Consider the following 11,853-nt stretch of genomic DNA (forward strand, 5'->3'; position numbering starts at 1 on the left):
GCGAAAGCTAAAAATCGCTCCTTGAGAGCGAGGCGGGAGTTCTTATGGAAATCCGTTTTCCGAAATCGTTTCAGAGAGACGCGAAAAAGGCTGGGGTTTCTGACGAAGATTGCAGAATCGCTGTCGAAAAAGCCGAGCGCGGCTTGGTTGACGGTGATCTCGGCCGCGGTTTGATCAAACAGCGGATCGCCCGAAGCAACTTAGGCGCAGCAAGAGGATCGCGCGCGATCCTCTTTTACAAACGGGGAAATCTGGCTGTATTTCTGCACCTGTTCTCCAAGAGCGCGAAGGCGAATCTGACGGATTCGGAATTGGCGGAGTATCTGGAGTTCGCGCGAATCTTGGACCGGATGACGGACGTCGAGCTGCAAGCTCTCGGCGAACAACGAGGTTGGCGAAAGATCGAGCTATGACGAAAAAGAGCTACCGCAGCGACGCGCTTCGATCTCTTCACGAGATTGCAGAGGACCTGCGTGCGGTCGGCGCGATCGACAAAGCGACCATGCGGCGTTTCGACGTCAGCTGCCTGACGCCGGCCGAGCCGCTCGCGCCGGACGCCATCAAGAAAATCCGCGAAAAAGCCAATATGAGCCAGGCGACCTTCGCTTTGGCTCTGAATGTGAGCAAAATTCTCGTCAGCAAATGGGAGCGCGGCGAGACGCGCCCGAGCGGCCCCTCGCTGAAGCTGCTCGCGCTCGCCGATCGCAAAGGCATAGAGGCGATCCTGTGAGCGCCGAAAAGCGCGCGCTCGCGCCCCGTCTCGTCCGATACACGGACGCGCAATTGCGCGCGATGTCGGACGAGAGCGACTGGAAGCGAGCCGAAGCCACGACGGAAGAGCAGATCGACGCTGCGATGGCGTCGGACCCCGACGAAGCCGGAATGATCGTCGATCGGTCGACGGCTTCGATCGACCTGCCGACGAACGGGCGAGAGCGAGCCTGAAGGCTCGCGGTCCAGTTTCCGCCGCTACAACCCCGGATCGTGCGACTCGTCGATGATCTGATCCATCGTCAGCGCCGGCTCCGCCGCGCCGACATCGCCGATGACGCGGGCCGGCACGCCGGCGACCGTCTTATGCGCCGGCACTGATTCCAGCACCACGGAGCCCGCCGCTATGCGCGCGCGCTCGCCGATCTCTATATCGCCGAGCAGCTTGGCGCCGGCGCCGATCAGCACGCCATGGCGCACCTTGGGATGGCGCGCGCCGCCCGCCGTGCCGGAGCCGCCCAGCGTCACCCCATGCAGCATGGAGACGTCATGCTCTATGACGCTGGTGGCGCCGATCACCACGCCGGTCGCGTGATCGAGAAAGAAGCCGGCGCCGATTCGCGCCTGCGGGTGGATGTCGGTCTGAAAGCGCGCCGAGGCGAGGCTCTGGAGCCAGAGCGCGAGATCGCTGCGGCCGGAGCGCCACAGCGCATGCGCCAGCCGATAGCTCTGAATGGCGTGGAAGCCCTTGAAATAGAGCGCCGCCTCGAGCAGCCGCGTGCAGGCCGGATCGCGGTCGAAAACGGCCATGAGATCTGCTCGCAGCGCCGCGCCCAGCGCCGAATCGCGCGCCATCTGGTCTCGGCAGAGCCGCTCTATGACGGTCGCCGGCAGCTCCGGCGCCGCGAGACGCTGCGCGATTCGATGCGCCAACACGCCCTCGAGGCTGTCCTGCGCCAGAACCGCCGCATAGAGAAAGGCCGCCATATTGGGCTCACGGCCGGCGGCGGCCTCGGCCTCCGCCGAGAGGCGGGCGAAAAGCGGATCGACGCCGGAGAAGGCGACGAGCCGAGCGGGGCCGCTTTCGGTCATGGCTTCGCGTTCTATTCCCGCTGCGCGAGGAAATCGAGCACCGCCTGCTTGAAGACGCGGTCGCCGACGGCGCGATTATGATCGCGGCCGGGGATATCGACGATATGGGCGTCCGGGAACAGCGGCTCGAGCGGATGCGGATCGCCGGCCACCTCGTCGCGCGTGCCGACGCAGATCAGCACGGGAACCGTGATCGCGGCGAGCCGGGCGCGGTCGACGGTCTGATTCGGGCCGCGCGCGCATGCGGCGAGAGAGGGCAGATCGGCGCGCGTGGCCTCGGCGAAGCCGCGGAACATCTTCAGCAGCGGATCGTCGATATCCTCTATGCGCTCGGCCTCCATGGCCTCGGCCAGGCCGCGCGGCAGGCCCGTGGTCACGAGATTGGCGCCGATGCCGCCCAGCACGAGCGAGCGGACGACCTCGGGATGGTTCAGCGCCAGCGTGACGGCGATTCGCGCGCCCATGGAATAGCCCATCACATCGGCGCGGGCGACGCCGAGACTCGCGAGCAGATTGGCGACGTCTCCGGCCATCAGCGCGAGATCATAGGCCGCGGGATCGTAAATCTTCTCCGAGCGGCCGTGGCCGCGATTGTCCAGCACGATGACGCGCCGACCATCCTCGGTCAAAGTCTTGACCCATTGGGGAAAGAGCCAATTCACGGCGTGCGTCGAGGCAAAGCCGTGAATGAGAACGATCGGCTCCCCACGATCCTCCGTCAGCGGCGGAAAATCGATATAGGCGATCTGCACGCCATTCGACCCGAACTCGTCCATCATCAATCCTATTTTATTACATTCAAGGAGCGTCGGCATCAGGATCGTCGGTAATTATCGCAGCCGTAGGGCAGCGCAAGCGTCTTGCCGGGGGAAATATCTTCCTATTGCCAAGCGGCCTCGTAGCCGCTAAACGACCTCTCCATCGGTTCGACGCATCTTCGCGGCGCGGAACGAACCGTAGGGCGCCCGTAGCTCAGCTGGATAGAGCACCAGACTACGAATCTGGGGGTCAGGAGTTCGAATCTCTTCGGGCGCGCCATTTTTCCGAAAAGTCAGGACGACAAGGCGCCGGCGCTCGACGCGGGCTGCGACCGCGCTGCTCGCAAATCTGCTTCCGCGCCGAATCGGCGTAGGCTTCGGCTGGAGCGCGCGTGGGCGCTTTGCGATTCGCGCGGAACCGTTCTCGATCGTCCCCGAAAATCACTCGCGAGCGAGCGGCTCGGCCGTCGAAGGCGGCCGGCCGGTCACGGATAGGAGAATTCGAAGGTCTGCGTGAAGCCGTTCGGCAGGCTGAAGAATGAATTGGTCGATGTCGGCGGCGGCTCGAGGACGATGCCGGCCGCATTCACGAAATTCAGCGTGTCGCTGCCGCTGACGGTGAATGACGTCGGCGCGCCATTCGCCGAGACCGCGCCGGACCAGCTCAAAAGCTCATTGATCACGAAATTATAGGTGTTCGTCTGCGCCGCGGCGCCGCTCTCGGGATGATAGACGATAGTGGCGCCGAATGCGCCGTTGAAGGACGCCGAGGTCTGGCCCGCGACATAATTGATGTTCGCCGCATTCACCGACAAAGCGATCAGGAAATAGCCATAGCCGGGAAAGGTCGCCTGCAGCGTGATGGTGGTCGTCGTTCCCGAAACGCTCTGCGAGACGAAAGTCGGCGTCACGCAGCCCCACACGCAAAATCCGCCCGCGAAAAGCGCGCCCACCGCGCCGCTCGCGGGATTGCCGGGATCGATCGTTACCCCGGAGGAGCCCGTCCCGCCCCCCGTGACGGCGTGCTGGGCGTGCTGCGCGGCGACGATGGCGGCGAGAGCCTGGTGCGTCTGCGTCGCGACGGTCTGATTATTCGTTTGCGCGCGGCTCTGCGCTATGCCGGCGCCGCCCCAATGCGCTCCGATCGCCCCGAGCCCGGCCCAAGGCGTGCGATCGGGCTCCCGAAGCGCGCCGAGATGCGCGAGCGCCTGCGCGCCCGTCGGCAGCGCGCCGAGGCTGGCGCCGCCCGTTTGGCCCGGCAGGCTGGCGAATTGCTGGTCGAAACCTTCGATCGACGCCTCGCCGGCCGGCGCCGGATCGGACATCTCTTCGCCGCCCGAGCCGATGACCACGCCATAGCCCGGACGGGTCAGCCGGATGCGACGCCCCTTGGCGGTGACGATGGTGGCGACGCCATTCAGCAGCACGATCTCGTCGCAGCCGCCCGCTCGCGCGATATCGCGGCAATCGGCGCCGCCGACGCGCACCAGCACCATGCCGCCGCGCACGGCGATCGTCGCCGAGGGCGTCTTGATCTCCATGCCGACGCCATGGCTCACCTCGCCGCCGATGAAACGCAGCGCGCCCTTGGTGATGGAGAGGCTCTGCTTGCCGGCGCCGGCGGCGGAATCATAGACGAAACGATCGATCGTCACCGAGCTGTTCGCGCCGACGCCCAGCGTCGATTTGTCGAGAAAGACGATCTGCGCGCGGCCGTCGGTCTTGGTGTCGATGCGCTCGCGATCGACGACGCCATAGCCGAGCGTCAATCCTTTGGCGGAACCGCCGGGCGGCGTTCCTTGCGCCGCTGGATTGACCGCGCCGACATTGCCGACGACATCCGCGCGGACATTCGTCGCGCAAAGCCCAATGAGCGCGAGGAGCGCCACGCCGTGCAGGTTTCGCATCGCCTCCCCCTCGTCAGAATTTCGCGGTCGGCCCGAAGGTCAAGGAAACATTCTGCATCTTGAAGCTCGAAATGTTCGAATCGTTGCGCAGAAACTCGAGATGGCCGGAGACGCCCAATTCCGCCGTTATCGGCGCGTCCAGCGCGAGGCCATAGGTCCAGGCGTCGTCACGCCGCACGCGGAACGGATCGAGCGCGGGATTGGCGATGTCGAAGGCGATCTGCGTGAAGCGCGCGTAGGGCGCGATGGTCCATCGCCGCGGCATTTCCGCGAGCGGCGGATCGACCTCCACGCGCAACATCGCCTGCAGGTCGAATTGATCGGAGGCCTGCGTCGCGACATAGGCCGCAGCGCGCGAGAAGGCGCCGCGTCCCTCCAGACGCACATTGTCGAAAATGCGCAGGCTGACGCCGAGCGAGCCGGTGAGCACCTCGCCGCTCGCGATCGTCGCCACCGTCTGCGCGCCGCCCGACGCGGAGCCCGAATTGACCCAGAGCCGCGACCATTCGAAGCCCGGCTCCAGCGACAGCCGATCGCCGAAGATCTGACGCAGGCTGACGCCGGCGCCGCCCGTGTTGAGATAATTCAGATTGCCGACGAGCGAGGCCGAGCCCGAGACATGGGGCCTCACCGAAAGGCCGGGCGCGATTTCCGACAGGCCGAAGCGCGGCCCCACGGAGAGCGAGAACAAGGCGACGTTGTATTGCGACAGAGCGAATTGCTGCGTCGCATAGGCTAGCCCGCGCGTCTCCAACGTGTCGCCGCGCTGATTCTGGAAATCATAATCGTGCGTCAGCTGCGCCTGCTCGAAAGTATTGGCGTCGGATTGTCGTCCGGTGACGCCGCCCGGCGTCTGCACGCCGCCGACGTCATAGAGGCCGCTCGACGGCAGATAGGCGGCGTTGGACTGCGTGCGCACGCCGATCTGCAGATTTCCCGAGAGACGGCTCGCCTGGGTGCGTCTTTCGATATCGGGGAGCTGCGCTTCGATCTGCGCTCTCTGCGCGGAATCGAGATCGGGCGATTTCAACGCCGCGCGCAGATTATAGACCGCGCTCTGATAGGCGCCGATGCGCGCATAGAGAAAGCCGAGCTCCTTGCGCGCGCGGCCGAGCGCCGGATTATACATCAGCAAGCGCTCGAGCGCGCCGATCGCGGCCTCGTCATGCAGCTCCGTCGCGAGCCGAATATAGGCGAAGGTCTGCTCGTAGTCGGTCGGATGCGTGCGGACATGAGCCGCAAGGCGCTCCAGCTCCGATTGCTCGGGCGCCGGCTCGGCGGAAGCGCCGAAGCAAGCAATGCACGCGATCACGCCGACAGCGCTGATTTTATTCTTTACCACGAACGCCCGCCCCGACGAGGATACCGCACAAATTGCTATTCTATTGCTAAACCTTTGCTCAATTGCGACATTTTTGGGGCTACGTCAAGAGCCGAGGCCTTGGCCGTTGGGCAATCGGGCGGCCCCTCCCCTTCAGGAGCAGGGTCGGCCGATAGCCGGACGGGTGGGGCGCCCAGGAACTCGGCTGTCGCGGCGAATAGCGGTCACGGCTCGCTTGCGCGGAGGCCCGGGCTCATCTCCATTCGAAGCCGAAAGCGCCCGCGCTCACAGTCACTCGCGCCTCGCGCAGCTCCTCTTTCGCCAGCGAGCGCTTCAGGAACTCGCGCGAGAGCGAGGGGAGCAGCGTGTTGGTAATGATGTTGTCGATGATGCGCCCGCCGGAATCGGGATCATTGCATTGCCCGACGATGTGATCGACCACGGCGTCGTCATAGACGAAGGCCGCCTTGTGATTCTCCTCGATGCGCTTGCCGATGCGGTTCAATTGCAGCCGCACAATGCCGGACAACATATCCGGCGACAGCGGGAAATAGGGAATGACGACGATGCGCCCGAGCAGCGCTGGCGGGAAGACTCGTTGCAGCTCCGGCCGCAGCGCGGCGGAGAGCGCTTCCGGATCGTCGAGATAAGCGGGATCGGCGCCGAGCTCCATGATGAGATCGGTTCCGACATTGGAGGTGAGGATGATGAGCGTGTTCTTGAAATCGATGCGCCGGCCCGAGCCGTCCTCCATCTGCCCTTTGTCGAAGACCTGGAAGAAAATCTCATGCACATCGGGATGCGCTTTCTCGATCTCGTCGAGCAGCACGACGCTATAGGGCTTGCGACGCACCGCCTCGGTGAGGCGGCCGCCCTCGCCATAGCCGACATAGCCGGGAGGCGCGCCCTTCAGCGTGGAGACCGTGTGCGCCTCCTGAAACTCCGACATGTTGATGGTGATGATATTCTGCTCACCGCCATAAATGGCCTCGGCGAGCGCTAAGGCCGTCTCCGTCTTGCCGACGCCAGAGGGGCCGCACAGCATGAACACGCCGATCGGCTTATTGGGATTGTCGAGCCGCGCGCGATTGGTCTCTATGCGCTTTGAAATCATCGCGAGGCCATGGCTTTGGCCGACGACGCGCTTGTTCAAAATCTCCGGCAGACGAAGGATGTTCTCGATCTCGTCCTTCACCATGCGGCCGACAGGAATGCCGGTCCAATCCGACACGACGGCGGCCACCGCCTGCTCGTCGACATGTGGATAAATGGCGCGCGTCTCGGGGTCGAGCGCGGCCAATGCTCCGAGCTTTTCTTTCAGCTTCGCGCGCTCGCTCTCTTGCGCGCTCTCCACTTCCGTCTGCGCGAGAATCTCGCGCAGCGAGCGCACCTCGTCGACGATGGATTTCTCGTTGCTCCAAGCGCTCTCCAGCAGGCCGAGCCGGTCCTTCGCCGCGGCGATCGCATCGTCGATCTCATTCACACGCGCGCGTGTGTCGGCGCCGAGATCGCGATCGGCGAGCAGTGCCGCCTTCTCCTGCGCGAGATGGTCGATCTCGACGCGCTTGTCTGCGATGGCGGCGGGCGTCGTCGATTGGCTGATGGCGACGCGCGCGCTCGCCGTGTCGAGCAGGCTCACCGCCTTGTCCGGTAATTGCCGCGCGGGGATGTAGCGTTGCGACAGCGCGACGGCTGCGGTGATGGCGGCGTCGGAAATGCGCACGCCATGATGCTTCTCCATGGGCGCGAGAATGCCGCGCAACATCGCCGCCGCGCGCGCGGCGTCCGGCTCGTCGATCTGGATCGGCTGGAATCGCCGCGTCAGCGCCGGGTCCTTCTCGAAATATTGGCGATATTCGCTCCATGTCGTCGCGGCGATGGTGCGCAGCGTTCCGCGCGCGAGCGCCGGCTTCAGCAGATTGGCGGCGTCGCCCGTGCCGGCCGCGCCGCCGGCGCCGATCAGCGTATGCGCTTCGTCGATGAAGAGAATGATCGGCTTCGGCGATTTCTGCACCTCGTCGATGACGGAGCGCAGCCGCTGCTCGAACTCGCCCTTCATCGAGGCGCCGGCTTGCAGCAGGCCGACATCGAGCGCGCGCAGAGTGACGTCGCGCAGCGGCGGCGGCACGTCGCCGGAGACGATCGCCTGCGCGAATCCTTCCACCACCGCCGTCTTGCCGACGCCGGCCTCGCCGGTGAGGATCGGATTATTCTGCCGCCGACGCATCAGCACATCGACGATTTTTCTGATCTCCTCGTCACGGCCCAATATGCGGTCCATCTCGCCGGAGCGCGCGCGCGCGGTCAAATCCTGCGAGAAGCGATCGAGCGCCGTCTGGCCGCGCGTCTCTCCCGCTGCGGCGCCGGCGCCGCTCGTCGGCGCGAGGCCGCTGCCGTCTATGGGACGCAGATTCTCTTCGTCCGAACGCACGAGAATCTTCTTATGCTCGTCGAGCAGCGCATCGACGGCGATCTTGGCGAATTCGCGCGAGACGGCGAGCAGCGCGGCCCGCAGCCGATCCGTCTTCAGCACGCCGACCAGCACATGGCCGGTGCGAATCTGCGCCTCGGCGAAGAAGAGCGTGGAATAATGCCAGCCGCGATCGAGCGCCTCGATCACCGCGCCGGAATAATAGGGCGTCTCCGTCTGGCTCGGCGTCAGCGCGCCGATCGCGCGCTCCACATCGAGAAGCAGCTTGGCGCGATCGAGATTGAAATGATCGGCGATCACATCGACGTCGGAGCCTGTCTTCTCCAGCATATGCAGCAGCCAATGCGCGAGCTCCACATAACGATTGCCGAGGCTTTTCGCTTGGCGATGCGCTTTGGCGATCGTCTCGAATCCGACGAGATTGAGCTTGCCGGTGACTGTCTCGAGTCCAATGTCGGTCATGGTTTCATCGCCCCCGCTTCGCGTCTGGCTTTTTCGCGCTCATGCCTCTTGCGCTCCGCAGGCTGGAAGCGCGCATCGGCCCGATAGCCGTCTTTCCTCGATGCATTTTCGTCGACGAGCCAGCTCGTCCAGCCGAGCCGCCCGCCGCCCGCCGGCCCCGCGGCGGAATCGGATGTGAGCCGAATGGGCTCGACGCAGCGCGCCGGCACGGCGAGCTCGACATCCCAATCGATCTCGTCGCCGACATAAAAAAACAAAATATCGACGAGCCGATCGCAATCGTCGCCGACCGGCAGGAATTTGCGATATTGCGCCATATCGGCGACGTAGAGCCGCACGCGAATCTTGTCCTGCACGCTGAAGGAGGCGGCGCCGACGAGGAAATCCACGCCGAGCGTGCTGTTGCGTCCGCCGAGATGCGAACGCTCGCGCGCGTCGAACTCCAGCCAGGAGCCGATGAATTCGTCGATCTCCGTCTCGACGCGCAACATGCCGCGAATGGCTTGGCGCAGACGCGAGGCGGATTTCACCTGCGGGCCGAGCAGGCCCGCATAGAGCCCGACGCCCTGCGGTATGAAGCTCTCGCGACGCGCGCCGTCATGCTTCGCCGGCGTCGTGTCGAAGGCCTGCGAGCCGACGCCGACCATGGAGGTCACATAGGCGCCGAAGCGGTCATATTCCGGCCGGTCCGCCTGCACGATGGGACGCGCATCGGCCCAGGCGCGGAAGAACAATTGGATGAAGCGATTGTTGAAGAGATCGAGGAAATGGATGAAAGACAAATCCTCCGCCTGCGCATAGGCGAAAGCTTCCTCTGTCAGATGATAGGGCAGCGGCCCCTGCGGGCCGAGCAGGCCGAGAAAGGCCGAGACGATATGCACGCGATCGGCCGGCGTCTGCGCCCGCGCAATGACGTCGGCGGGCGGAAGCGGCCTGTTCCAGCGCGGCGCGATCTCACGCAGCGTCGAGCCTGGAAACGCCATCCACGGCTCCTGCCCGAAGGAGACGGCGACCTCGCGCGCGAATTGCTCCGAGCCGAGCCGCACGATCTCGTCGCGGCGCGTGGCGCTGTCGCCGATACGCGGACGCGGCTGCGCGAACACGCTGTCGCCCTCGAGCCGCTGGCCGAGGCTGCGCTCGACGCGGCGCATCATGTCGAGAAAATCATGGCGCCAGGGCTCGCGCCGCATTTTTTCGAAATAGCTCAAAGCGCCCTCCGCGCGCCGAGCCTCGCCGGCCAGCGCATGATCTCGCCGCGCTCGGTCGTTCGCAGAACGAGCTGGGTGAAATGATTGAAGGCGGCATATTCGCAATAGAAGCGATCGAGGATCGCGCCGAGCAGAAAGGCGCCGGTTCCTTCGAAGGCCTTCTCGTCCAGCGTGACGGTCACTTCCGTGCCGCGCGCCGGACCGACGCCGCCGCCGCAACGAATGCGCCGCACGACGGGCCGGCTGTCCACCGACAGCACGCCGCGCACGCGCCTCTCGCCGGCGGCGTCATTGGGCTCGGTGAAGGTCGTCAAAATCTCGCGCAGCGCGCGGGCGTTGTCGCCCGCCTCGCGCTCCGTGAGGCCGAGATGATTGAGGCTCAGCATATTGATGAGCCGCCAGGAGACGGTCCCCATATGCGCGGTCTCGGCGCGGCGTCGCTGATAGGAGACGAGCGGCTCGCCCGGCCGCGTCGGGCCGGCGACGCAAACGAGGTCGAGCTCGACATCGTCGGCAAGGCGAAAATCGACGCGGTTCTGGCCGATCGGCAGATGCTCGGGCAAATGGCGATTGGAGCAGAGCGCGCGAATGCTCAGCTCCGCAACCCCGATGTTCTCGTCCAGCGCGCCGGTGTCGCTCAGCGAAATGAAAAGATCCGTGCCGAAATAATCGCCCGCTGGCCCGTAGCGCTTCTCCTCGATCGTGCGTCGGCGCGGCGCGCGGCGGATGGTGTATTGCAGCGCGTTCTTCTCGCGCAGATCGGTCGAGGAGGCGTAGAGCGGCCGCACCGGGCGCTTTTCGACGCTGCCGGGAAAATGCGCGAAGACGTCGATGAGCCGATGCGGCTCATAATCGAGATAGCGGCTCTTGTCGGGCACGACATGATATTCGTGCCGATTGGCTTTGATGGAGACGCGATCGGTCGCCATCTCGAAGAGATTGACCGCCGGCGCCGCATAGAGCGCGAACATGTCCTTCTGCACGCTGGCGGCCAGCGCGCTATTGACCTCGTCGAAGCCGAAGACGATGTCGATGACACGCGAGGGCAGGCGGCTCGTCACCTTCTCGCGATCGAGCGCGAGCTCGAAGCCGAGAAACTTGCGCGAGAACATGAAATACTCATGCAGCAGATCGAAGCCGCGGAAGATGCGATCGTCGCGCGGCAGCAGCGATTCCTGCTCATCCATGCCGAGCTGACGAAGACAGTCCTTCGGCGCCTCTATGACGGTGGCGTCATTATTGGCGTCGACGTAACGAAACCACACGCCCGTGCAATGGCCGAAGATCTGCTCATAGATCGCATTGGCGTGCGCCTCGGCGCCGGCGAGATGGAAGGGCAGCTCCGTCGCCTTATTGTCGCTGAACAACGACCAGGGCTGCGGCGGCGCGGCCTTTTCGCGCGCGTCATCGGCTGGGTCCGACGTCGCGGCGACGACGAGCGTGATGCGCATGCCGGCGACGGTCTCGCGGCGCACATTGATCTTGAGCGGCTGCAGCGCGGCGGCGCTGGTGAAATATTCGGCGGATTTTATGTAGAAGGGCCATAGTCGGATCGGCGCCGTCAGCGTGTAGCGGCAGGCGATCTCCTTATCGGCCTCGAGATAGGCAGCGTCGATCTGCGCGCCGCGCGGAAACAGGCGTCCGTCGGCGAGCGCGGAGTCGCCGTATTTCGGCAGCGCCTTCACCAGCATGGCGGAGGGCGTCGGCGCGAGATAATGCGGAACCAGCTGCTCGAGGAGATTATTGGCGAATTCGGGAAACTCGTGCTTGATCTTCAATTGCACGCGCGCGGCGAGAAAAGCGGCGCCTTCCAATAGGCCTGCGGCCATGGGATCGGTGCGGTCGCGAATGAGGCCGCCGAGACGCTTGGCGATCTCGGGATATTCTTCCGCGAATTCGGCGGCGTGCTCGTAGAAGAGATCGAGCTCGCGATTATAGAGATCGAGGAATTCGCGGTTCATCG

The 11,853-nt window shown here is 64.8% G+C and carries 10 protein-coding genes and 1 tRNA gene; 4 read left to right on the forward strand and 7 right to left on the reverse strand.

Annotated elements, in window-relative coordinates; translation table 11 throughout:
* Nucleotides 1-44 precede the first annotated feature (44 nt).
* From K369_RS19590 to K369_RS19600, 3 genes are read left to right on the forward strand one after another with little or no spacing between them, the layout of a single operon-like run.
* On the forward strand, nt 45-413 hold the full coding sequence (locus K369_RS19590; RefSeq protein WP_036293511.1) for a type II toxin-antitoxin system RelE/ParE family toxin: 369 nt from the start codon (nt 45-47) through the stop codon (nt 411-413).
* Complete coding sequence (locus K369_RS19595) at nt 410-730, forward strand: DNA-binding transcriptional regulator (RefSeq protein ID WP_036293514.1); 321 nt, start codon at nt 410-412, stop codon at nt 728-730. The genes K369_RS19590 and K369_RS19595 overlap by 4 nt, the downstream gene beginning before the upstream one ends.
* A complete protein-coding gene (locus K369_RS19600; protein WP_036293516.1) occupies nt 727-945 on the forward strand; it encodes a hypothetical protein in 219 nt (72 codons plus the stop codon). The genes K369_RS19595 and K369_RS19600 overlap by 4 nt, the downstream gene beginning before the upstream one ends.
* A 24-nt stretch (nt 946-969) precedes the next feature.
* Here the strand turns inward: K369_RS19600 and cysE are convergent, their stop codons facing one another.
* A complete protein-coding gene (gene cysE / locus K369_RS19605) occupies nt 970-1,803 on the reverse strand; it encodes a serine O-acetyltransferase (protein ID WP_036293518.1) in 834 nt (277 codons plus the stop codon).
* An 11-nt stretch (nt 1,804-1,814) separates the two neighbouring features.
* Nucleotides 1,815-2,579, reverse strand: coding sequence for an alpha/beta fold hydrolase (locus K369_RS19610; protein WP_036295950.1), 765 nt, complete (start codon nt 2,577-2,579; stop codon nt 1,815-1,817).
* Nucleotides 2,580-2,764: 185 nt separating this feature from the next.
* Here K369_RS19610 and K369_RS19615 point away from each other — a divergent pair.
* Nucleotides 2,765-2,841: transfer RNA gene (locus K369_RS19615), tRNA-Arg, on the forward strand.
* A 205-nt stretch (nt 2,842-3,046) separates the two neighbouring features.
* On the opposite strand, the gene K369_RS24920 is transcribed toward K369_RS19615, so the two are convergent.
* The 5 genes from K369_RS24920 to tssF all read right to left on the reverse strand — a co-directional run bounded on the left by K369_RS24920 (nt 3,047) and on the right by tssF (nt 11,851).
* Nucleotides 3,047-4,468, reverse strand: coding sequence for a FecR domain-containing protein (locus tag K369_RS24920; protein WP_051949420.1), 1,422 nt, complete (start codon nt 4,466-4,468; stop codon nt 3,047-3,049).
* Between the two features lie 13 nt (nt 4,469-4,481).
* The gene (locus K369_RS19625) at nt 4,482-5,810 is read right to left on the reverse strand and encodes a tetratricopeptide repeat protein (protein ID WP_036293520.1); all 1,329 of its coding nucleotides are present in this window, start codon (nt 5,808-5,810) and stop codon (nt 4,482-4,484) included.
* Between the two features lie 232 nt (nt 5,811-6,042).
* Nucleotides 6,043-8,682, reverse strand: coding sequence for a type VI secretion system ATPase TssH (gene tssH, locus K369_RS19630; protein ID WP_036293522.1), 2,640 nt, complete (start codon nt 8,680-8,682; stop codon nt 6,043-6,045).
* Entirely contained in the window at nt 8,679-9,890 is a 1,212-nt protein-coding gene (tssG, locus tag K369_RS19635) for a type VI secretion system baseplate subunit TssG (protein WP_051949421.1), read from the reverse strand. Before tssG ends, tssH begins: the two co-directional genes overlap by 4 nt.
* Complete coding sequence (gene tssF / locus K369_RS19640; protein ID WP_036293524.1) at nt 9,887-11,851, reverse strand: type VI secretion system baseplate subunit TssF; 1,965 nt, start codon at nt 11,849-11,851, stop codon at nt 9,887-9,889. Before tssF ends, tssG begins: the two co-directional genes overlap by 4 nt.
* Between the last annotated feature and the right edge of the window lie 2 nt (nt 11,852-11,853).

Origin of the sequence: Methylosinus sp. PW1 (assembly GCF_000745215.1) — a bacterium.
GTDB lineage: Bacteria > Pseudomonadota > Alphaproteobacteria > Rhizobiales > Beijerinckiaceae > Methylosinus.

Coding starts and splice junctions, on each gene's coding strand:
- K369_RS19590 (WP_036293511.1), top strand. CDS start 45: ATGGAAATCCGTTTTCCGAAATCGTTTCAGAGAGACGCGAAAAAGGCT.
- K369_RS19595 (WP_036293514.1), top strand. CDS start 410: ATGACGAAAAAGAGCTACCGCAGCGACGCGCTTCGATCTCTTCACGAG.
- cysE (WP_036293518.1), bottom strand. CDS start 1,803: ATGACCGAAAGCGGCCCCGCTCGGCTCGTCGCCTTCTCCGGCGTCGAT.
- K369_RS19610 (WP_036295950.1), bottom strand. CDS start 2,579: ATGGACGAGTTCGGGTCGAATGGCGTGCAGATCGCCTATATCGATTTT.
- K369_RS24920 (WP_051949420.1), bottom strand. CDS start 4,468: ATGCGAAACCTGCACGGCGTGGCGCTCCTCGCGCTCATTGGGCTTTGC.
- tssH (WP_036293522.1), bottom strand. CDS start 8,682: ATGACCGACATTGGACTCGAGACAGTCACCGGCAAGCTCAATCTCGTC.
- tssF (WP_036293524.1), bottom strand. CDS start 11,851: ATGAACCGCGAATTCCTCGATCTCTATAATCGCGAGCTCGATCTCTTC.